Origin of the sequence: Komagataeibacter oboediens, assembly GCF_018491655.1 — a bacterium.
Classification (GTDB): domain Bacteria; phylum Pseudomonadota; class Alphaproteobacteria; order Acetobacterales; family Acetobacteraceae; genus Komagataeibacter; species Komagataeibacter oboediens.
The window spans coordinates 173,446-195,523 of record NZ_JABLUU010000002.1; the positions used below are offsets into that span (position 1 = coordinate 173,446).

A 22,078-nucleotide genomic window follows, 5' to 3' on the forward strand; every position below is an offset into this window, starting at 1 on the left:
TACATCATAGCGGCCCGGCGCACAGGCCAACAACCCGCTGGCAACATGGAAGAAAGCGCATGCCGCATACCATGTGCCCGGCGCTGCCGGTCTACTCGTCGTAGGAAACGAGGGTCTTGACCGGAACATCCAGCCGGCCGCGGCCACCAAGCCCCGTCAGTTCGATCATGGTGGCGGCCCCCACGACATCGGCCCCTACCTTACGCAGCAGCGCAACCGATGCCACCAGCGTGCCACCGGTGGCCAGCAGGTCATCCATGACCACCACGCGCTGCCCCGGCTGGATCGCATCGGACTGGATATGCAGCGAATCGGAACCGTATTCCAGGTCATAGCTGTGGGACACGGTCTCACCGGGCAGCTTGCCGGGCTTGCGCAGCATGACCAGCCCGCAGCCAAGGCGGCTGGCCAGCGGGGCCGCCGTCAGGAACCCGCGCGATTCGATGGCGGCCAGCATGTCCGGCGCCCACGGGGCGACCGCCGCGGCCAGACGGCCCATGGCAATCTGCCACGCATCCGCATTCCGCATCAGGGTCGAGATATCGTAGAACAGGATACCCGGCTTGGGAAAATCCGGGATGTTACGGATATATTGTTTCAGGTCGATCTTGGCAGTCGTCATGATCGGTGCGCAGTCCCCGTTGCGTGGTCATACAGATCCGGGACATGCCTGCCCCGTTCACGAAAATGTCGCCCCTGCGGACGGCCCCCCGCTGTAGCCGCCACACGGCGGGGCGACAACCCCAACCGGACGCGGGGCACATGCTTAGGCGCGCACGCCCGGGCCGTTGCAGACGGGGAAGACTTTATTCCTGCCCTGCCACCGTGCTGCCAGGGGGGCGTGCGGGACGCAGCAGCGCCATGACCAGCATGATCGCAGCCCCCATCAGCATGACGCCGGCCATGGGAATGGGGGAATTGGTCGGCAACATGCCGACGAAGGCCCCGGCCACCGCGCCCAGCACGTATTGCAACGTGCCCACGAATGCAGAGGCACTGCCCGCGAAACGCGGGTGATCGGCCAGCGCGCCGACCGTGGCATTGGGACCAATGATGCCCGTGGTGCCCAGCGACACCATCATGGTCAGGATCAGGCACCCCATCATCCACATCGGCGCATGGCCGCCGTGCTGCATGGCGAAGGCGATGACAATGGCCATGGCCGTCATGGCGATGGTCCCCACCAACGCGATCCCCACCGTAAATCCGAGGATACGGGTCGCGTCGATCCGCCCCACCAGCATGCCATTCAGCTGCGACGCCCCGATCATGCACACCGCGAATACGCCGAACAGCATGCCAAAATGCGCTGCCGACAGGCCGAACAGGCCACGGAACACCGACGGGGCCGCCGACAGGTAGGTAAAGGACATGAAGCACGAGAAACCGGCAATCATGGCATGCGTGATGAACCCGCGGTCACGCGCCAGCATCACGTAGCGGCTGAACAGGGTGACGGGCGAAAATTCACTGCGGTTTTCGGGTTTCAGCGTTTCAGGCAGCACGCGCCAGATCAGCAGGATGCAGATCAGCCCATATACCGCCGATGCCCAGAAGATCGACCGCCATGACGCAATCGACAGCACCATGCCCCCCAACGTGGGCGCCAGAATGGGCACGACCCCCATCACCAGCACCAGCCGCGACATGAGGCGGGCTGATTCATTGCCATGCGACATGTCGCGCACGCAGGCGCTGGGAATGATCAGGCTGGCCGATGCCCCAAGCGACGCGATCAGGCGGAAAAACGAAAAAGTGGGAATGTCGCGCGCCATCGCGCACCCGACCGATGCTAGCGTATAGACCAGCGTCCCCACCAGCATGGGCCTGCGCCGACCGAAACGATCCGACAGCGGCCCCATGGTGATCTGCCCGATCGCAAGCCCGACGAACCATATGGCCAGCGTCATCTGCGCCGAACCCGCGCGTCCGTGCAGCGTCGATTCCAGTTCTGGAAAGGCCGGAAGGTAGATGTCGGTGGAAACAGGGCCGACCGCGGTCAGGAACCCCAGCAGGATCGCAATCCACCCCAATGGGCGGACAGTCGTTTCCGGCACGGGCTTTTCCGCTGAATGGCCCGCCGTTGCGGATGAGCCCATGAGGCACTCCATATTGAAAGATCGTGCAGACTAGTAGACCAGCAGGGTCCACTTTTTCACCATCTAATTACGACATTACTGCAATTCGCTATCGCGATACCCATGCGGTGTCAGGGCGGCGCGCGCGCATGCGGTGCATAAGCCACAACCCCAGCAACGCGGACAGGGCGAACAGCATAACAGCCACCCCGATGCGCCATGGCCCCTCCAGCCGGATACCCGATCCCACCAGCACGAACACGACGGTCTGCGGCAGGCTGCCCAGCATGGTGGCCAGCACGAACGGCACGACCCGCACCCCCAGCATGCCCGAAGCCAGATTGAGGACAAGCGCCGACCCCACCGGCATGAGCCGCAACGTCAGCACGGATACAAAGGGTTCCTGACGCACGAAACCATCCAGCCGCGCCATGGTTGCCGCAAACCGCGCGGGCATGCGCGGCCGTCCCGCCCACCGTCCCCAGCCGTATCCGAACAGGCAGCCCGTAACAGTCGCCAGCGTGGCCAGCACACAGCCCGCCCCGATTCCATAGGCGGCACCCGCGGCAAAACACACCGCCTGACGTGGCAGGCCAGACGCACAGAACGCGCTGGCGGCCAGCACGAATATCGCCACCCCTTCTCCGCCCGCATGCATGGCGGGGCCAGCCGTCAGCATGGTGCGTACCCCCGGCAGGCGGCCCAGGACCACGGCCAGCCCGACAAAGGCCGCCAGCAGCACGATGGGCCGGACCAGCGCGCGCAACGCGGGCCGCGCAGGGGGTGCAGGCCGTGCGGCGTGCGATAATGTCATGCGTGCGTCCCGTTTTCCGACTGCGATTTGCTTCTTCGCGCCTAGCATCGCCTTGCGGCGGACTGCAAGGGCGGTCTAAATCCGGTTATGTCCGCATATTCCCGAAATGGCTCCCTGATGGGCCGTACGCCCCCGTCCGCGCAGGAGCTGCGCAACCGGCAGCGTATCTCGACGTGGCTGTTTGCAATCTGCTTCATGCTGGTCGGCATGATTGCGCTGGGTGGTTATACCCGCCTGACCGGATCGGGCCTGTCCATCATGGACTGGCGGCCCATTACCGGCATGATCCCGCCACTGAGCCACGCAGAATGGGAACGGCAGTTCGCGTTGTACAAAACCATTCCGCAGTACAAGATCCTGCATGACGGATTCGGGCTGTCCGGGTTCCAGCAGATATTCTGGGCGGAATGGACGCACCGGTTCTGGGGGCGGCTCATGGGGCTGGTCCTGCTGGTGCCGCTGGTCTGGTTTTCCATCACCGGCGCGCTGAACCGTGGGCTGGCGCTGCGGCTGGTCCTGTTTTTCGTGCTGGGCGGCCTGCAGGGCGCCATCGGCTGGTTCATGGTGGCGTCGGGCTTCAACCCCGACAGCACGGCGGTCGCCCCCGTGCGGCTGGTGCTGCACCTGTGCTGCGCCTTCGCGCTGTACATCGCCATCCTGTGGACGGCGCTGTCCGTGCGCACGCCGCGTCCCGCCTTCATTCCTGCAACGCCCGAGGTCGTGCGTGTTCACCGTCTGGTCTGGGCCATCTGCCTGCTGGTGGGCATCACGGTCATCGCGGGCGGCTTTACCGCAGGCACGCATGCGGGCTTTGCCTACAATACCTTCCCGCTCATGGACGGGCACCTGATCCCGCAGGGCTATGCGCGGCTGCACCCGTTCTGGCTGAACTGGTTCCAGAACATCCCGGCCGTCCAGTTCGACCACCGGCTGCTGGCCACCACCACGGCGCTGGTCATTGGCGGTACCATCGTGCTGGGACTGCGCACGCCGCAACTGGGTCAGGATGTCCATAATGCGCTGGCGGTACTGGGGTGGCTGGTGCTGCTGCAGTACGCACTCGGGATCACCACGCTGCTGCTGGTGGTGCCGGTATGGGCGGGAACGGTGCACCAGACCTGTGCCGCCATCGTGCTGACGGCAGCCATCATCACCCTGCATCGCCTGCGGGGGGTAGGCCACCCGTAACACCGCGTGTGTGGCGGCGCGCATGCCGCGCCACCACCGCCACGATCAGGGCGTTACGATGTAGGCCACGCCCTGCAGCCGTGCATGGGTATAGCGCGCGCGGATAATGCGCCACAGGTCCGTAAACTCCCAGACGTCTTCCTGCGTATCAAAGAGTGAATTGCTGACGAACGCCGCGATATCATGCCGGTCCACGACGCGCTCCAGCGCCGTGGCGTCATGCGTGACCGCGACATGCTGGGAATAATTGAAGAAATCCATCACCACCGGCTTGTGAGCCCAATAGCACAGGGCCAGCGTCTCACACGCAACATTGCCATCAATGGCGCGCACGGCGGCGACCGTTTCGTTCGATGCGTCGATATGCTCTGCGATGCTGGTCACGCTGACGCGGTACAAATAGGGGACATAGGCTGGCATGCTGACCATGACCGGCAGCAGGTTCAGCCCCACCATGCCGACAAGGACGGCGCGGGCGGGGACGCGGCCAGTCATCCGTGCCCCCGTTGCAAGGGACGACATGGCCAGCCCCGCGCATAGGCTGGCGGCGATCAGGGCCTCGAAACAGGCATTATGCGATACACCCATGCCCGTGCGCTGCACGATGGCCGATGCCGCCGCCAACCCCAGATACAGCCCCAGCAGCAGGCCGTACCGATGCCTCAGACGCCGCCAGGGCACGAATGCACATGATACCACCATGCCGCTCAGCCCCAGCACGTTACCCAGTCCCTTGAGCAGGCCATACGCACGGAAAATGCGCTTGTGACCAAGGACGCCCTGTACAAAATCCGGGCCGAAACTGGCGTAATACAGCCCCCCCAGCAGGCATAGCGACAGCAGGCATCCCCCCATCCACGCCACGGCATGACGCCGGTCGGTCAGCAGCAGCCACACCAGCACCGCCACGGGCAAGGCCAGTATGTTGTGCTTGAAGGTCAGTCCCGCCACCATGATGAAACCCGCGCAGAAAGGCCGCCACGCGCCAGACCGCCCCAGTTCGCGGCCATTGCCCAGCAGCACCATGAAGCCCGTCATGATGACGGCCTGCCCCAGCCATTGCGGATCATCCATGGCGACATAATCGCTGTAGAACACGGCGGAATAGATCATGACCAGCAGACCGGCCAGCCACGCCCCCGCCCGTGTTCCGCCACAGGCAAGAACGATGCGTCCCGTAGCCCAGGCACAATACAGCAGCGCCAGAAGCGAGATGATCCGCCCCGCCACGATCATGTCCCCCACAAGCCAGCCGAACAGGCCGACGACATAGAACGAGCTGGGCGGGTAATTATTGAACACCATCTGGTCCGATGGCGGGTATAGCGGCGCGTGGTCCAGCCCTATGGCACGCTGCGCCAGATAGGCATTCCACCCTTCATTGCTGGATAACGAGACATGCGCGGTAATAAACGCCACATGCGGGGCAAGAAGAACACATACAAAAAATACGCCAAGAAAAATCCATATAGAATTCTTGTTTCTTGTTTTTTCTACAACACGATTCATATTTTCTATATGGTTTTTATTGTTCATGGCACTTTAAATACATATGAATGCAGAAAACGGAGGGAATGTGGCGCATCCGGATATTTCTGTAACCCCACGGTGACAATGTCCTGATCCCGATATCCTGACAGATGCATGCGTGCCTCATGCTGACCCGAACCGGGTCCGATGGATACCGTTAGAACAGGCTGCAATAATTTCATATGCCACGTTGACCATTTTTTATGGTGTCATGCCCTGACCTGCGTACAGGTGCAAACCGGACGGAAAATACCTATATGGAGCACACGCTGCCCGGAACCGGACGGCAGGTATCAGGCAGCCCACCATGACGCCGGTTACCATGGGGCAATCCGGCCACGTGACAGGCCACGTCTTTTCCGGACGGGTGATTTTCTGCGATACATCGCATTCAGATATGCAGGAATGGAACATGCTCAAGCTGAAACATGTCATGACAGGTGCGCTGCTGGCACTGATCGCATGCGGACCGGTCGCCCATGCCGAACCGCATGGCGGGGGTGGGGGCGGCGGCTTCCATGGTGGCGGTGGCGGCTTCGGCGGCGGCCGGGGCGGCGATGGCTGGCACGGCGGCGGCCGGGGTGGCGGTGACTGGCGCGGTGGTGGCCGGGGCGGTGGCTGGCGAGGCGGCGGTTGGGGCTGGGGTGGATGGAGCGGCGGCTACTACCCCGCCTATGTCGGCTGGGGCTATCCATGGGGTGGATGGGGCGGCTGGGGTTGGGGCTGGGGCGGCTACGGCATGGGCTATGGTATGGGCGCCGCCATGGGGGCGGCCGCAGCCGGCGCCAGCTATCAGGCCGCGCCTGAAATCTATAACGGTACGGGCAATAACGCACCGGAAGATGATTCCGTTTATGACAAGGACCTGTCCACGCTCCTGACCGACCAGACTGCCCCGGCACAGCAGGGACAGCCGGCAACGGGCCAGCCCGCACCCGCCAGGTCCGTCACCTGCCCGAAGGGTCAGGTCTATAACACCCTGACCGAAAGCTGCGACCGGCCCTAAGGCCCGTGGTCAGGACGCAGCGCCCTGGCGCGGGACGACATTCGTACCCGCCCGGGGCACCCAGCCGCCAAGTTCCTGCCGCACAAGGGTTTCCAGCAGGTCGATGGCATCGGGGGAATCATTCAGGCACGGGATCAACGCCAGTTCCTTGCCACCAGCCCTGACAAAGGCATCCCCCGCCTCATTGCCGATTTCATCCAGTGTCTCGATACAGTCGGAAATGAAGCCGGGGGTGATGACGGCAATGCGTTCGATCCCGCGCGCGGGCAACGATTCGATAAAGGGCGCCGTATAGGGTTCCAGCCACTTCGCCGGGCCGAAACGTGACTGGAAGGTCAGCGGCATCATCTCCTCGTCATACCCCATGGCCTGACGCAGTGCCTCAATGGTGCGCTGGCACTCGGCGGCATAGGTGTCGCCTTTTTCCACATAGATTTTGGGCAGCCCGTGAAAGGACGCCACAATCATCTGCGGTCTGAAATCCAGCGTGGCCAGACGGGCCGAAATGGACCGGCCCAGGGCCGTAATATAGGCGGGATGATCGGCAAACGGGGGCAGTGTGCGGATGGCTGGCTGGTTGCGCATGCGCATGAGCGCGCGGAATGCCTGATCATTGGCGGTTGCCGTCGTGGTGGCGCTGTACTGCGGGTACAGTGGCGCCAGCAGGATCCTGTCGCATCCCTGCCCCACCAGGTCATGCAGCGCCTGTTTTATGGATGGCTGGCCATACCGCATGCCCCACGCCACCGGCACATCATCCGCCGCCAGCCGCGCCCCAAGCTGCTCGGCCTGTGCACGGGTGTATGTCCGCAACGGGCTTTCATTACGGTCATGGTGCCAGATGCGATGATAGGCCTCCCCCGACTTGCGGGGGCGAAAGGTCAGCACCGGCCCGTACAAAATGGGCTTCCAGATCAGCGGACTGGCTTCGATAATACGTCGGTCCGACAGGAATTCCGCCAGATAGCGGCGCACTGCGCCATAACCGGTGCCATCCGGGGTGCCCAGATTGCTCAGCAGCACCCCGGCACGCGACGGGGCATTTTCATGCCGTGCCGCACGATTTACGGTAATGAATGTCATGAAACGGCTGCTACATGAAGCCGTGCCGGGATGCAAAGAAACAGGCGGGCGTCATCCCCCGCCAACCCGCGCATGCCACGTATCAGCGGCGGGTCCGCACACGGACCGGCTGCAACGCGCGCGCCGGTGCGCGCAGGTAACAGGCAATGCCAGCAAGCCCCAGCAGGGCGACAACAGGGGAAAGCATCTGGACAAAAGTGAACATCACGGTCCCTTTCCTGATCGGACAATGATCAGTCAACCGCGCATATCATGCCCGCGTCAATCAAAAATATTGCTGTCCCGTGCCAGTTCCACGCATTTGCGCATAAGTGTGGGCAGCGCCACATCCACATCATTCCCGTAATGAATGAGCCCGCCCTGTCCGACCAGACTATTGGGAAAGGCAGATACGCGCGCCGCATAGACATCCACGATCAGCATGAAATGGGTAAAGACATGCTTCACCTGCCCGACCTGCTGCCATTTCGCGCGTAGCCGGGGTGCGGTAGGCGCATGGTCCAGTGCCTCCGCCCGTGGCCATGCCGCATCACGCCAGTGCGGGCCGGGCAGGCCCATCATGCCGCCAAGCAGCCCCTTTTCAGGCCGACGGACCAGCAGGATGCCGCCTGCCGCATCCACCATGCAGAAATGCACGCCATGCCTTACCGGCCGCGCCACCTTTGGCGCCCGGCATGGCAGTGTCGCGGCGATTCCCTGCCGGTTTCCGGCACATGCCTCCCGCCATGGGCACAGCACGCAGGCCGGGGTACGCGGTGTACAGACCCCCGCACCCAGATCAAACAGGGCCTGCGCGAAGTCGGACGGACGGGCGATGGCCGCCCTGTCCGCATTCAGCGTCATGGCCTGCCGGGCAATGGCCTTACGTGATCCGGGCAGCGGATCGGTCATGGCAAACAGCCGCGCCGTCACCCGCTCCACATTGCCATCCACCGGCACGACCGGGCGGCCAAAGGCGATGGCGGCAATGGCCGCAGCGGTATAGGGACCGATTCCCGGCAGTTCCAGCAGGCCCGCCACCGTATCGGGAAAGCGGCCGCCATTTTCCGCCACCGCCTGCGCACAGGCATGCAGGTTGCGCGCGCGGGCGTAATAGCCAAGACCGGCCCACAACGCCATGACCCGGTCCTGCGGCGCGCGGGCCAGGGCCGTCACATCGGGGAAGGCGTCCAGAAAACGCTCGAAATAGGGAATGACCGCAGCAACCGTGGTCTGCTGCAGCATGATTTCACTCAGCCACACGCGATAGGGATCTGCGCTCTGGCCCGGCAGCACGCGCCATGGCAGAGTGCGGCGATGCCGGTCATACCAGCGTAACAGATCGGTAGCAGAAGGTAACACGGACCCGTTTATGACGAACCCGCCGACCCGCAGCAAGCGAAAGAATGACGCCACGCCCCCCGAACCACCCCGCCGGGCCATGCGCACGCGCAGTCTGGCGGCCCTGCTGCCGCATATCAGCCGGCCTGTCTTTCGCAAGCAGTCCCCCGCCGCCATTCAGGTCATGACGGACTGGCCCGATATCGTCGGCCCTCACCTTGCCAGCATGACCGTGCCGCGCAGGCTGTCCGCCGGCACGCTGACGGTCGGGTGTCGCGGGCCCGTAGCCATGGAACTGCAGCACCTGGCCCCCACCGTCATCGCGCGCATCAACACCACCTGCGGACAGGGCGTGGTCAGGCGGCTGAAAATGGTCCAGGACCTGACCGCCCCACCGCGTCCTTCCACCCCGCCGCCAGGCCGCCAGGCCGCCCCCGCACCCGTGCAGATTGATGACATGCCTGATGGTCCGCTCAAGGACGCCCTTGCTCGTCTTGGTGGCTGGCTGACTGCACCGCGTGGCCCCGGCCGCCGATGAGATGCCCGGCACATTGCAAGGACATTTCTGGTGAAGCGTTTTCCAAAAAGCTGCGCTGAACGCCGCCTTTCCTAAAAAAGGCAGCACCCAAAAACTTTTATTTCCAGCACGCGGTTGCCTTGCGCAACCTTCTGGCATCCGCCAGCTGTCATTCCCCGGAACGAGGCGGGGTGACACACGGACAGCTTTCCCTTTTGTCATGTGCACGCCAGCGGGGAAGGCTGGATATTCCGCCTGAACGTGCCAATATCTGTTGGCACACTGTTACGGGAAAGGAACCGACCCGATGCGCAAGTTAGCTCTTCTGCTGGCTGTATCCATGGGATTGGTCGGCGTCATGCCCGCTCCCGCCGCCTATGCCTGGCGCGGTGGCGGCTGGGGTGGCGGCTGGCACGGAGGCGGCTGGCGCGGCGGTGGCTGGGGCTGGGGCTGGGGCGGCCTGGGCATGGGCCTTGCCGCGGGCACGGCCATGGGCCTCGCGATGTCGCCCTATCGTTACGGGTATTATGGCTATCCCTATCCTGCCTATGCCTATCCGCCGCCGCCCTACGTCTACGGGTATCCGCCGCCGCCACCGCCGCCTTATTACGGCTATTACCGCTAGGCGCGCGCGGCCTGCACGAACTGGCGGATCAGCTCGGGCGATTTGACACCGGGGGCGGATTCCACCCCCGAGGAGACATCAACCCCCCGAGCCCCGCTGCATTCAATGGCGCGCCGCACGTTATCGGGCCGCAACCCGCCCGCCAGCAGCCATGGCACGGGGGCGGTCCAGCCTGCGGTCAGGGTCCAGTCAAAGGCATGGGCATTGCCCCCGGGGCGGTCCGATCCCTTCGGGGCACGTGATTCAATGACCAGACCATCCACCGCGCAGAAGGCAGGCAGGTCGACCGTGCTGCCAATACCGGCGGCCAGCCAGACCGGCAGGGCGAACCTATCGCGGATGGCTGCCGCCCGGGACGCGTCATCGTATATCTGCAATCCGTCAAGCGGGACGTGATCCAGCACGGCACGGATCTCGTCATCCGTGGGGCGCACAAACAGGCCAATGCGTCCGGGACCGTCATTCGCGATGGCGCGGGCAAGGGGGGCGGCCACCTGTGCCGTGACACAGCGCGGCGAACGGCTGAAGAATACGAAGCCGACCCAGTCCGCCCCGGCCGCACATGCGGCATCCAGCCCCATCTGGTCGCGGATGCCACATATCTTGACCCTGACCGTCATATCCCCGTTCCCATCAGTCTGACAGTTCGGCGGCAATCGCGGCGGCAGCGGCAGCCGGATCTGCCGCACGGGTTATGGGCCGCCCCACCACGATCCAGTCCGCCCCTGCCGCACGCGCCTGTGCGGGGGTCATGATCCGCTTCTGATCCCCCACGGCACTTCCCGCAGGGCGGATACCGGGCACGACCAGCACCGGCGCCTCGCCCAGCGCCGCACGCAGGGGCGCAATCTCGTGCGAGGAACAGACCAGACCATCCGCGCCGGATTCCATGGCCAGTTGCCCGAGGCGGACGACCTGTGCCTCCACGCTGCCCTCCACGCCAATTTCATGCATGGCCTGCGTATCCATGCTGGTCAGCACGGTCACGGCCAGCAGCAGGGGACGCGCGCCGTCGGGAAAGGTCCCGTCAATCGCCTGTCGGGCGGCGGCGATCATTGCCCGGCCACCTGCGGCATGGATGGTCAGCATGGCGGGCCGCACGGCCTTCAGGCTGCCAATGGCCGACGCCACCGTATTGGGAATATCATGCAGCTTCAGGTCCAGGAACAGCGGGCTGTCCCCCGCCACGTCGCGCACAGCCTCCAGCCCCCGGGCATAGGTGAACTCCAGCCCCAGCTTGACCGCTCCGGCATGCCCGGCACTTTCGGCACGCCAGCGCATGGCCTGTGCCGTATCCTTGGTATCGAGGGCAACAATCAGGCGCGTGGACCGTCCGGACATTGGCGGTGCTCCATGGTCAGGCATGCAGGTAATGACAGGTTTCGGGGCGTAAGGGATCAGATGCCCGGTGGTTTTTCCGTCGTGCCCGCAGGTGGCGTCACCACGACGGGTTCCGACGCGGCGGGCGGTGCCCCCGCCTGTTCGGCCTCATATGCCTTCACCATGGGGGAACTGGCCGGGGCGGATGTCAGACCGGGGGCGCGGGGCGCGGCCACGTCATTTTCAGGCATGCGGGCGCGCAGGGTGCGCACTTCCTGTTCCGCGCGGCGGGCGCGGCGCATCTGGCGCAGTACCACGACCCAGACACTCGCAGACCCCGTGGCGTACAGCAGGGCAGCGACCAGCAGCGCCAGCACGCCGGGGGATGACGTCCATTTCCATTGCAGCCATGACAGTTCCACCGGCGCCTGATTACAGGCCGCGAAAATGATCAGTGCCACAATCACGGGCAGGGTGATGAAAAGACGTATCATGATCCTTGTTCCCTACCCCCAACACCCGACACCTGCAAGAAAATCAATTCATGCGGCGTGCCGCTTGCGCTGCGGGCCACAGCCATGCTTGCGTGCATGACAGACACCGTAAACCGGAACAGGGACAGAGCAATGGGCAAGGTTGTCACATTCCGGACCACTGCACGCCGTGATGAATCGTGGGCGGTCGTGGCGTTCAGCGGGCGCGGGACGCGCATCGCCAGCATCTACCCCACCCGCGCCGCGGCCGAGGCGGATTGCGAATGGCGGAACCGGCAGGTCGCCGCCTACCGCAATTTCCTTGAACGCAATGAAATCGCAATCCCCCGCCATACCATCCGTCCCTATCGCCGCGCGGACCTGCCGCGCGCGTGGCGCCCCCTGCCCGCGCTGGGGTTCCTGCACGGGCAATGTTAGACGCGCATGCCACCCGGCACGACAGGAGGGCCCGGTCGCAGTCCGTATGGAAAGCCGGCAGCCCCGATATGCAGGATTACTGCAGCCTGATTGGCTGGTCGAACACCAGGATATCCGCTTCAGGACAGTGCAGGACATGGGCAGGCGGCCCCATGTCGCTATACAGCGCCTTCAGGTCTTCCGTCCCATCATCAATAAAGTAATTGAATACGGGCATCTTATCGAAACCATGCACGTCATGCGTGTACAGGTCGGGATTGTTGCCCCAGATGAAAATATGGTTTCCGCCCGCCACCTGCTCGACCTGCAATGTCCAGTTCGAGGACGCCGCCACCTTTCTGGACAGCCAGTAATGCGTCAGCCCACCTTGCAGGCCCAGCCTGTCATGGTTCTGGGAGAGGCAGGTCTCAAGCGGGGAATGCCATCCATAGAGTCTGTTTTCATGTTTGCCGGTCAACACGAAATACATGGCCGCGCAGGGCAGGACCACCATGACATAATCTGATAATTTCCTGACGGAAACAGGATCAATGCATGACACGAGGAAGACGATCGACCACCAGGTAAGCGGCAGGGCATATCTGTAAAGTGATATGTCGACATACGTTATCGACAATATACATAACGCTATTACCGATGCCATATAGCCCTGGTAAAATAACAGTTCTTTATACGGCTCGATTTCATGTTTTGATATTTTCGCGCATATCCTGCTGAACGGGATGATGGAAAGCGCGAACAGGACCAGACAGCAGAAGGCCCGCATGCTGAAGCATGCGGAATATATAATTTCCGGCAGGGCAACCAGCGGGAAGTGCTTGAACATTCCCCCCAGGTTCTGCTTGTAAAGCAGTTCCTGCCCCATAAACCCGACGGTACAGGCCGCCAGCAGGAACACGGGGCCTGCAATCCCTTCCTTCAGGGCGTTCCACACCGGTGTCGTGTCCTTCCTGTGCACCAGCGCGAACACGCGGGTCGACAGGGCAAAGGGAACCGCGAATGTTGTCACGAACAGGGGATCACTGAAGGTGGCGACAAGGCACAGACAGGCTGCAGGATAGAAATTCGCAATCCTGCTGCCCCGGTCATATTCCATGTTTGCCATTGTCGCCGCCAGCAGCGACAGCATGAATGAACTGCCATGATAGGCGGGCAGAAACAGTTCCAGCAGGGCGGACATGTCCCTGAATCCCTTTACGTACACGCCAGCGGAAACGCATGCCACATAGGCCGTCAGCGTAACGGAAGACAGGAACAGGGACTGCAGCCAGAACAGGTTGCCCATGCGCCAGATAACGGACGCCATGCAGACAGTCATCAGACACAGCGAGAGAAGGAAAAAACCGTCCAGAGCGGCACGCCAGTCAAGCCCGACACGTTCGGCCAGAAAGAACCAGAGCATGTCCGGGAACAGGCTGGGAACGCGCGGCCACTGGAAATGCTGCCAGGCGTGCGGCACATGCCACATCTCCCACCCCATCCGGGGCAGGACAAGACTGTCCGAATTGATGATCATATTCAGGATGCCTGGGGCATTATAAAATATTCTGGTATAAAAAAAGTATGAAATAACAGTCGCACTAAAAGAAAGCGATAGGTACTTTACGTTTTTCCATAATGTCATATTGGCGGTTTAAAACCCTGTTCCGATCCTGACTACATAATAGATATTCACCGGGAACGATCAATTCCTCCATTGCCGATCGTGACCCGGTCGATTGAAAATATTTCTGCAGAAATAGCCGGTACATTTTCTTATGGTCGGGTGGATGCAGCCTGTGGTGCAGGGACACGTTGCTTTTGCTTCCATAACAGGCAAAATCCCATCATCCCCTCCGGGCTGCCCGATGCCTGTCACATGACGGAGAATGCATGACCAGTTTCCCCTCTTCCCTTTCTCCCATCCTGGAACAGGCGGACCGCACACTTGATGCGGCGCTGGAGCGACTGTTCGCGTTCCTGCGCATCCCCAGCATCTCCACCCAGCCCGAACATGCGGATGACTGCAGGCAGGCGGCGCTGTGGCTGCGTGACCAGCTTGACGAACTGGGGTTTGATGTGACCCTGCACGCGACGCCCGGTCACCCCATTCTGGTCGCCCATGACCGCACGCCACCTGCCGGCCCGCATGTGCTGTTCTATGGTCATTACGATGTCCAGCCCGTCGATCCGCTGAACCTGTGGGACAGCGGCCCGTTCGAGCCGAAACTGGTTACCGGTGCCGATGGGGCCACGCACATCGTCGCGCGCGGGGCGTCGGACGACAAGGGCCAGGTCATGACCTTCATTGAGGCCATCCGCGCCATCCGCGCCACGACCGGCACACTGCCGGTGCGCATCTCGCTGCTGATCGAGGGCGAGGAGGAATGCGGCGGTCCCAGCCTTGTTCCCTTCATGGAAACGCATCGCGAGGAACTGTGCGCCGATGTGGGGCTGATCTGCGATACCGCCATGCTGCCCGGCGTACCCGCCATCACCACCACGCTGCGCGGCATGCTGGGGGAGGAAATCCACCTGCGCTGCGCAAGCCGCGACCTGCATTCGGGCATATATGGCAATGCCGCGCGCAACCCGGCGGAACTGCTGTGCAGCGTGCTGGCCTCCATCCGTGATGCCAAAACGGGCCGCGTCGTGCTGCCCGGTTTCTACGCGGGCGTGGAAGACCCCGCCCCGGCACTGCGCGCGCGGTGGCGCGACATCGCCCCCGACAACGCCGCATTCCTGGGCGAGGTCGGGCTGTCCACCCCGGCGGGGGAGCAGGGCTATACCGCCATTGAACAGACATGGTGCCGTCCCAGCTTTGAAATCAACGGCATTTCCAGCGGCTATACCGGTGAAGGATTCAAGACCGTGCTGCCCGGTGAGGCCGTGGCCAAGGTTTCGTTCCGGCTGGTGGCAGGACAGGACCCGGTACGTATCCGCCAGGCCTTCTGCGCCCATGTCCGCGCCATGCTGCCCGATGATTGCACGGTTACGTTTACGCCGTGTGGCGGATCCGTGGCCTGCACGGTGCCCGATGATGCGTTTGGCCTGCAACCGGCCCTGCGCGCGCTGGGTGCGGAATGGAATACGCCCGCCGTGACCATTGGCTGTGGCGGGTCGATTCCGGTCGCGGGCGACATGCAGCGCATACTGGGCATGTCAGCGCTGCTGGTGGGCTTCGCGCTGGATGATGACCGCGCCCACTCCCCCAATGAAAAGTATGACCTGACGTCCTTCCACAAGGGCATACGGTCATGGGTCCGCATCCTGCACGCCATGGCACGCACAGATGACTGATGCGCCTCTTGCCCTGACCATGGGCGACCCGGCGGGAATCGGGCCAGAAATCACGGCGGGCGCGTGGCGGGCCCTGCGGGACGGCCCGGTGCGTTTTGCCGTGCTGGGCGATGCGGCGCTGATCGCACGCCACGACGTGCCGGTGCGCGAAATCGGGACCATTGCACAGGCGGCGGACACGTTCGTCCATGCCGTGCCGGTACTGCCGGTTGACCTGGCCGCCCCCGTGCGGCCCGGACAGCCGGACAGCCGCAATGCCAACGCCATAACCACATCCATCGCGCGCGCGGTGGAACTGTCGCGCAACGGACAGGCGGCCGGCGTGGTGACCTGTCCGATCAGCAAGATCGTGCTTAAAAAAGCCGGTTTTGCCTATCCCGGTCATACCGAATACCTGGCCGCGCTGTGCAACGTGCCGGGGCGCGAGGTCATGATGCTGGCCTGCCCCGAACTGCGGGTCGTGCCCATTACCATCCATGTCAGCCTGCGCCGCGCGCTGGATGAACTGGATACCGACGCCATCATCACCGCAACCCGCACCACCCATGCGGCCCTGCAGCGGGATTTCGGCATCATGACGCCACGTATCGCCATTGCCGGGCTGAACCCCCATGCGGGCGAGGACGGCAGCATGGGCACGGAAGAGCAGACCATCATCGCTCCCGCCATCGCGGCCCTGCGCGCCGATGGCATGGACATTACCGGCCCGTGGCCGCCCGATACCATGTTCACCCCCGCCGCCCGCGCACGGTACGACGTGGCGATGTGCATGTACCATGATCAGGCGCTGATCCCGCTCAAGACCATCGACATGACGCAGGGGGTCAACACCACGCTCGGGCTGCCGATCATCCGTACATCGCCCGATCACGGCACCGCCTTCGACATTGCGGGACGCGGCCTGGCCGATCCCTCCAGCCTTGTCGCGGCATTGCACATGGCCATGCAGATGGCCGAACACAGGAACAGGTCATGACAGCATCCCTTCCCGCCCCCATCCGGCTGGGTGTGAATATCGATCACGTCGCCACAGTACGTAACGCACGCGGTGGCACGCATCCCGATCCGGTCAAGGCAGCCCTGCTGGCGCAGGAAACGGGCGCCGACGGCATTACCGCCCACCTGCGCGAGGACCGCCGCCATATCCGCGATGCCGACCTTGAACGCCTGCGCGCGGAACTGTCGATCCCGCTGAACATGGAAATGGCCGCGACCGAGGAAATGACCACTATTGCCACCCGCCTGCGCCCGCATGCGTGCTGCCTGGTGCCCGAGCGGCGGCAGGAGGTCACGACCGAAGGCGGGCTGGATGTGCGGGGACAGGCCGAAAGCCTTGCCCCCCGCATTGCGCGCATGCGGGACGCGGGAATTCGTGTCTCACTGTTCATTGACCCCGATGCGGCGCAGATCGAGACGGCGGCGAAACTGGGGGCGGCCGTGGTGGAACTGCACACCGGTGCCTATGCCGATGCCATGGATGCGGCAGCCCGCGCCGTGGAGCTGGGCCGTCTGGCCACCGGGGCGGCACATGCCGCGCATTGCGGACTGGAGGTCCATGCAGGCCATGGGCTGACCTATGACAATGTCAGCCCGGTTGCCGCCCTGCCACAGGTCATGGAACTGAATATCGGGCATTTCCTGATCGGGCAGGCCATTTTTGACGGGCTGCCTGCCGTGATCCGTCACATGAAGGCGGTCATCGCCGCGGCACGGACGTAAAAAAGACGTTTTCGGTAAAGCTTCAAGCTTCGAAGCACGCCGCCTTTTTTCAAAAAGGCGGCGCCCGAAAGCTTTTATCCATCAGCCACCCGTGCCGCCTACGGTCAGGCCGGTCATTTTCAGGGTCGGCTGGCCCACGCCCACCGGCACGCCCTGCCCCGATTTGCCACAGGTGCCGATACCGGGGTCCAGCGCGGGTTCACCGCCAATCATGGTGACCCTGGTCATGGCGTCTGCGCCATTGCCGATCAGGGTAGCCCCCCGCACGGGGGTGGTGATCTTCCCGTCCTCGATCAGATAGGCCTCGGATGCGGCAAACACGAATTTGCCCGAGGTGATATCCACCTGTCCCCCGCCGAAATTGACCGCGTACAGCCCGCGCTTCGTACTGCGGATCATGTCATCGGTCGTGGCGTCGCCCCCCAGCATGATGGTGTTGGTCATGCGCGGCATGGGCGCATGGGCATAGGACTGCCGCCGCCCGTTCCCCGTGGGGGCCACGCCCATGAGGCGCGCATTGAGACGGTCCTGCAGATAGCCGGTCAGGATGCCATCCTCGATCATCACGGTACGTCCTGTGGGCGTGCCTTCATCATCGATGGTCAGGCTGCCCCGGCGCTCGGGCAGGGTGCCGTCATCCACCACCGTGACACCGGGGGCCGCCACGCGCTTGCCCATGAGCCCGGCGAAGGCGGACGTGCCCTTGCGGTTGAAATCCCCTTCCAGCCCATGGCCCACCGCTTCATGCAGCAGGATGCCGGGCCAGCCGGCCCCCAGCACCACTTCCATTTCCCCCGCGGGCGCAGGCCGGGCGTCAAGGTTGACCAGCGCCATGCGCAGGGCCTCGTCCACGGCGCCCTTCCACACCTGAGGCGACAGCAGGCGGGTGTAGGAATACCGGCCACCCAGCCCATGGCCGCCACTTTCGCGCCGACCATCGTGTTCCACCACCACCGACACGTTCATGCGCACCAGCGGACGGATGTCGGCCATGCGCTGCCCATCGGGGCGGATGATCTGGACCGCCTGCCATTCCGCGGAAATCGACGCCATGACCTGCACCACGCGCGGGTCACGCGCACGTGCATAGGCATCGAGTTCCGACAGCATGGCAGCCCGCGATGCAAACGCCCCTTCTTCCAGCGGGTTGATGTCGGGATACAGACGGTGGTTGGTCGAACGCGGGCCTGCCGCCAGCGTGCCCGACCGCCCGGCCCGGATCTGGCTGACGGTTTCAGCCGCGCGGCGGATGGCGCTTTCGCTTATGTCATCGGAATGGGCGAAACCGGTTTCCGTCTCCAGCACGGCACGCAGGCCGAATCCGGATGACGTGTCGAAGGTGGCGGAACGGATCACCCCTTCATCCAGCGAGATCCCTTCGCTTTCACGATATTCCAGGAAAAGCTCGCCATCATCCATTCCCTCCAGCGCATGCTGGACCAGACGTTCGGCATCGGGACGGCCAAGGCGCGCGCCCGCGCGTTCAAAGAACAGGGTATCGGTTGCAGCCAGCGGGGAAAGACCCTGAAGGGATAAGGGCATGAAATGGTGACTCCGGTTGGCGGAACAGGATTGAAGACGGGCACGATCAGGCCGCTGCGGGCCGGAAGGGCACGCAGCATAGACGGTTTTGCCCCCAGGGGAAAAGCTGGTCTGTCTTCATGACAGGTACCATGCGTGAAAATGAACTTCCCTCCATCTGGATGGTTTCCCTTTGTGGTAGGGACGCAAGGCAGGGCATTGTGCAAAAATCAGGTTTTCATTGTTTGGAGAAATGTCGTCTCGTGAAAGTTTCCCTCCTGTGCGGTTCTAGTCTGTCCCGGTCCGCGCCCCGTCAGGCCGGGCTGTTGCTGGCCAGCCTTCTTTACGCGGGTACACCCGCCCTGGCCCAGACAGCGCCAACCGCATCACAGGTGGCTCCCACGCCGTCGACCGCTGCTGTCCCCTCCTCGCCCCCCACGGGCACGGATGGGACAACAGCCGCGCCGTCCTCCTCCGCTGCTGGTGCGACACCCGCCGCACAGGCACCGGACCAGGCGGACCAGACCTATTCCGTACCAACGCCTGAACCCCTGTCGGGGAGCGGAAACATGCTGCCTGCCCCAACCAGCGTGACACCGGATGCAGCGCCGCAGGCCACACCTGCGCAGGCTCCCGCCACGCCCGCAGCCCAGACGGTACCCGCCGGCAACGTGACCACACCCCCGTCGCCTGCCACGACGGCCGATCAGGGCGCACCACCGCAGCAGGCCACCGCCCCGGCCACCACACCCGACACGAACACCCCGCCCGCCAGCACCGGCACATCCGGCCCCGCCATCACCCCGCCAGCGCCCGCGGGCATGCCTGCGGCGGGTGGTTCCGATCATGCAGATGCCGCGTCCCCTCCGCCCGCGCCGGGTACGGAACCCGTGCAGACGGTCCACAAGGACGGCCCCGCATCGACCGGCAGCAGCCCCGTACCGCCAGCCGACGCCCTGATGTCGGATGCGGGCGCGCCCGCGGCACTGGTGCAGGATCTGCGGCCACCTTCGGTCGTGCTGGACGGACTGTTCCAGGCGATCGGGGAAGCCCATATCTATACCGACGCCAAGACGGCGGCCGACGCCATTCCCGACGAAGCACCGGCGGACCTGCTGGCGGAATACAATGTCGCCAAGCAGCGACCCGATTTTTCCCTGAAGGACTTCGTTGCGCGGCATTTCACCCTGCCCGAGCGCAAGACGGTGTCCTACCAGCGCACGCCGGATGAAAACGTGCGCGACTACATCAACGGCATGTGGGAAGTCCTCAGCCGGCCGCCCGACATGCAGGTGGCGTATTCATCGCAGCTTCCCCTGCCCTATACCTATGTCGTACCCGGCGGGCGTTTCAGTGAACTGTATTACTGGGACAGCTATTTCACGATGATCGGGCTGTACGAAAACCAGAAGATCGACCTCATGCGCGACATGGTACGCGACATGGCGTCCATGATCGACCGGTACGGCCATATCCCCAATGGCAGCCGGACCTACTACCTCAGCCGGTCGCAGGTTCCGTTCTTCTCGCTGATGGTTGACCTGCTGGCCATGCATGACGGGCAGGTTGCCTACACCACTTTCCTGCCCGAACTGCAGGCGGAATATGATTACTGGATGGACGGGCAGGATTCCGTCCCGCCCGGTGGCGCGTACCGTCATGTGGTGCGCCTGCCTGATGGCACGCTGATGAACCGCCACTGGGATGATCTGGATACCCCGCGTGACGAAAGCTACCCGCAGGACATCGCCACGGCTGCCCAGTCGGGACGCCCGAAGGGAGAGGTCTATCGCGACCTGCGCGCGGGTTCGGAAACGGGGTGGGATTTCTCGTCCCGCTGGCTGGCGGACGGGCATACCCTGTCCACCATCCACACCACCGACCTGCTGACGGTCGAACTGAACTGCATGATCCCGCATCTGGAACAGACGCTGGCCCATGCCTATGACCTGAAGGGCAACAAGGACGCGGCCGCCCGCTACAACCGCCTGGCGCAGGAGCGTATCGACGCGGTGCAGCGTATCCTGTGGGATGAACGCCGGGCCGCCTTCATCGATTACGACTGGAAGAAGGGGGAATCGACCTCCATCCTGTCGGGTGCGACCGTTGTGCCCCTGTTCATGCAGATGGCGACACCGGAACAGGCCAAGGCCGTGTCCGAGACCGTGCGCAAAAATCTGCTCAAGGTGGGCGGACTGATCGCCACCGAACGCAGCGGCAGCGGACAGCAATGGGATTCACCCAACGGATGGGCGCCCCTGCAATGGATGGCGGTAAAGGGCCTGAACCAGTACGGCTATGACGAACTGGCCAGTGACATCGCGGCACGGTGGATGGGCCGCGTGATCGGTACGTATGAAAAATCCGGTGTGCTGCTGGAAAAATATGACGTGGTCAATCCGTTCATCAGCCCCAAGGGCGGCAAGGGTGGCGGCGAATACCCGATGCAGATCGGGTTTGGCTGGACCAACGGCACGCTGCTTGGCCTGATGAACCGCTATCCGCAGAACACGCGTGTCGTACTTGACCGCAACCCGGCGGCGGATCAGCCATCGCCCCAGCCCCTGCCGCCCATGAATCCCTATGGCGTGCAGAGTGATAATGATGCGCTGAGCCGCTACAGCCAGCCCACGGTCACCCTGACCCCGCGCCCGGTTGCCCCGACCCCGATCCTGCCGCAGATGTCGACCGTGGGAGCCAGCGCACCGTCATCGGCCACGCAGATCCCCCCTGCCGCACCTGCAGTGAACGCGCCATCCGGCACGCCCCCTGCGGCCCCGGCCGCAGCCGCCAGCACGGAGCAGCATGCGGACACGCCGTCACCGGCGGCGGACGGGCAGCCAGCGCAATCCGCACAGGCCGCGCAGCCGCCAGCAGCGGATCATGCCCCGGCAACAGAAACGCCGCCAGCCCCGGCATCCGTTGAAACGAAGTCGACGGAAACCCCGGCTCCGCCCGCAACAGGCGGCACACAGGGCGTTAGTGAGGCGCACGATAGCGGGACACCTGCGACGAAGGATGCGCCCGCAACAGCCCAACCCGCACAGCCAGCCCCGGCAGACACGCATGCCGGGTCCACCGACAAAACGGTGACAGGCGAAAATCCGCCTGCAACCCATTAAGGGAGCCATCCGGGAAGCCGCCATGTCAGCGCGGCTCCCGGTTTC

Annotated in this window: 21 protein-coding genes; 9 read left to right on the plus strand and 12 right to left on the minus strand. The window is 63.8% G+C overall.

Annotated features, from left to right (window positions below; translation table 11 throughout):
• Window positions 1–91: 91 nt before the first annotated feature.
• From HNO79_RS02725 to HNO79_RS02735, 3 genes are all read right to left on the minus strand, one after another.
• On the minus strand, window positions 92–622 hold the full coding sequence (locus HNO79_RS02725) for an adenine phosphoribosyltransferase (RefSeq protein WP_010514703.1): 531 nt from the start codon (window positions 620–622) through the stop codon (window positions 92–94).
• Window positions 623–806: 184 nt separating this feature from the next.
• On the minus strand, window positions 807–2,099 hold the full coding sequence (locus HNO79_RS02730) for a multidrug effflux MFS transporter (RefSeq protein WP_214164648.1): 1,293 nt from the start codon (window positions 2,097–2,099) through the stop codon (window positions 807–809).
• An 88-nt stretch (window positions 2,100–2,187) separates the two neighbouring features.
• On the minus strand, window positions 2,188–2,892 hold the full coding sequence (locus HNO79_RS02735) for a TVP38/TMEM64 family protein (RefSeq protein WP_214164649.1): 705 nt from the start codon (window positions 2,890–2,892) through the stop codon (window positions 2,188–2,190).
• A gap of 117 nt (window positions 2,893–3,009) precedes the next feature.
• Here HNO79_RS02735 and HNO79_RS02740 point away from each other — a divergent pair, with 117 nt between their 5' ends.
• The gene (locus HNO79_RS02740) at window positions 3,010–4,080 is read left to right on the plus strand and encodes a COX15/CtaA family protein (protein WP_010514699.1); all 1,071 of its coding nucleotides are present in this window, start codon (window positions 3,010–3,012) and stop codon (window positions 4,078–4,080) included.
• Between the two features lie 45 nt (window positions 4,081–4,125).
• Here HNO79_RS02740 and HNO79_RS02745 read toward each other — a convergent pair whose 3' ends face one another.
• Entirely contained in the window at window positions 4,126–5,598 is a 1,473-nt protein-coding gene (locus HNO79_RS02745) for a glycosyltransferase family 87 protein (RefSeq protein WP_214164714.1), read from the minus strand.
• A gap of 424 nt (window positions 5,599–6,022) precedes the next feature.
• Here HNO79_RS02745 and HNO79_RS02750 point away from each other — a divergent pair, with 424 nt between their 5' ends.
• Window positions 6,023–6,616, plus strand: coding sequence for a hypothetical protein (locus tag HNO79_RS02750; RefSeq protein WP_244987402.1), 594 nt, complete (start codon window positions 6,023–6,025; stop codon window positions 6,614–6,616).
• A gap of 9 nt (window positions 6,617–6,625) precedes the next feature.
• On the opposite strand, the gene hemH is transcribed toward HNO79_RS02750, so the two are convergent.
• The 3 genes from hemH to mutY all read right to left on the minus strand — a co-directional run bounded on the left by hemH (window position 6,626) and on the right by mutY (window position 9,121).
• Window positions 6,626–7,699 (minus strand): ferrochelatase, encoded by a 1,074-nt coding sequence (gene hemH / locus HNO79_RS02755; protein WP_214164650.1) that lies wholly within the window; start codon window positions 7,697–7,699, stop codon window positions 6,626–6,628.
• A gap of 82 nt (window positions 7,700–7,781) precedes the next feature.
• On the minus strand, window positions 7,782–7,907 hold the full coding sequence (locus HNO79_RS17375; protein ID WP_258367809.1) for a hypothetical protein: 126 nt from the start codon (window positions 7,905–7,907) through the stop codon (window positions 7,782–7,784).
• 53 nt (window positions 7,908–7,960) lie between these two features.
• Window positions 7,961–9,121: an A/G-specific adenine glycosylase gene (gene mutY / locus HNO79_RS02760; protein ID WP_214164651.1), complete on the minus strand. Its 1,161-nt coding sequence runs from the start codon at window positions 9,119–9,121 to the stop codon at window positions 7,961–7,963.
• Between mutY and HNO79_RS02765 the strand changes: the two genes are divergently transcribed.
• Entirely contained in the window at window positions 9,120–9,557 is a 438-nt protein-coding gene (locus tag HNO79_RS02765; protein WP_010513560.1) for a DUF721 domain-containing protein, read from the plus strand. The genes mutY and HNO79_RS02765 overlap by 2 nt on opposite strands.
• 286 nt (window positions 9,558–9,843) lie before the next feature.
• Window positions 9,844–10,161, plus strand: a complete 318-nt coding sequence (locus tag HNO79_RS02770) for a hypothetical protein (protein WP_010513561.1) — start codon at window positions 9,844–9,846, stop codon at window positions 10,159–10,161.
• On the opposite strand, the gene HNO79_RS02775 is transcribed toward HNO79_RS02770, so the two are convergent.
• From HNO79_RS02775 to HNO79_RS02785, 3 genes are read right to left on the minus strand one after another with little or no spacing between them, the layout of a single operon-like run.
• Entirely contained in the window at window positions 10,158–10,781 is a 624-nt protein-coding gene (locus HNO79_RS02775) for a phosphoribosylanthranilate isomerase (RefSeq protein ID WP_214164652.1), read from the minus strand. The genes HNO79_RS02770 and HNO79_RS02775 overlap by 4 nt on opposite strands.
• Window positions 10,782–10,794: 13 nt before the next feature.
• Window positions 10,795–11,502: an orotidine-5'-phosphate decarboxylase gene (gene pyrF, locus HNO79_RS02780; protein ID WP_010513564.1), complete on the minus strand. Its 708-nt coding sequence runs from the start codon at window positions 11,500–11,502 to the stop codon at window positions 10,795–10,797.
• 56 nt (window positions 11,503–11,558) lie between these two features.
• Window positions 11,559–11,975, minus strand: a complete 417-nt coding sequence (locus HNO79_RS02785; protein ID WP_214164654.1) for a LapA family protein — start codon at window positions 11,973–11,975, stop codon at window positions 11,559–11,561.
• Window positions 11,976–12,107: 132 nt separating this feature from the next.
• On the opposite strand from HNO79_RS02785, the gene HNO79_RS02790 reads away from it, so the two are divergent.
• Window positions 12,108–12,392, plus strand: a complete 285-nt coding sequence (locus HNO79_RS02790; protein WP_214164655.1) for a hypothetical protein — start codon at window positions 12,108–12,110, stop codon at window positions 12,390–12,392.
• Between the two features lie 76 nt (window positions 12,393–12,468).
• Here the strand turns inward: HNO79_RS02790 and HNO79_RS02795 are convergent, their stop codons facing one another.
• Entirely contained in the window at window positions 12,469–13,908 is a 1,440-nt protein-coding gene (locus HNO79_RS02795; RefSeq protein ID WP_214164657.1) for a hypothetical protein, read from the minus strand.
• Window positions 13,909–14,264: 356 nt separating this feature from the next.
• On the opposite strand from HNO79_RS02795, the gene HNO79_RS02800 reads away from it, so the two are divergent.
• From HNO79_RS02800 to HNO79_RS02810, 3 genes are read left to right on the plus strand one after another with little or no spacing between them, the layout of a single operon-like run.
• A complete protein-coding gene (locus HNO79_RS02800; protein WP_214164658.1) occupies window positions 14,265–15,671 on the plus strand; it encodes a M20/M25/M40 family metallo-hydrolase in 1,407 nt (468 codons plus the stop codon).
• Window positions 15,664–16,647 carry a 4-hydroxythreonine-4-phosphate dehydrogenase PdxA gene (gene pdxA, locus HNO79_RS02805; protein ID WP_048856113.1) on the plus strand — a complete coding sequence of 328 codons (984 nt, stop codon included), beginning with the start codon at window positions 15,664–15,666 and terminating at the stop codon, window positions 16,645–16,647. Before HNO79_RS02800 ends, pdxA begins: the two co-directional genes overlap by 8 nt.
• The gene (locus tag HNO79_RS02810; protein ID WP_048856112.1) at window positions 16,644–17,390 is read left to right on the plus strand and encodes a pyridoxine 5'-phosphate synthase; all 747 of its coding nucleotides are present in this window, start codon (window positions 16,644–16,646) and stop codon (window positions 17,388–17,390) included. Before pdxA ends, HNO79_RS02810 begins: the two co-directional genes overlap by 4 nt.
• 81 nt (window positions 17,391–17,471) lie before the next feature.
• On the opposite strand, the gene tldD is transcribed toward HNO79_RS02810, so the two are convergent.
• Window positions 17,472–18,932, minus strand: coding sequence for a metalloprotease TldD (tldD, locus tag HNO79_RS02815; RefSeq protein ID WP_200410225.1), 1,461 nt, complete (start codon window positions 18,930–18,932; stop codon window positions 17,472–17,474).
• A gap of 548 nt (window positions 18,933–19,480) precedes the next feature.
• On the opposite strand from tldD, the gene treF reads away from it, so the two are divergent.
• Window positions 19,481–22,033, plus strand: coding sequence for an alpha,alpha-trehalase TreF (treF, locus tag HNO79_RS02820; protein WP_214164716.1), 2,553 nt, complete (start codon window positions 19,481–19,483; stop codon window positions 22,031–22,033).
• Window positions 22,034–22,078 lie beyond the last annotated feature (45 nt).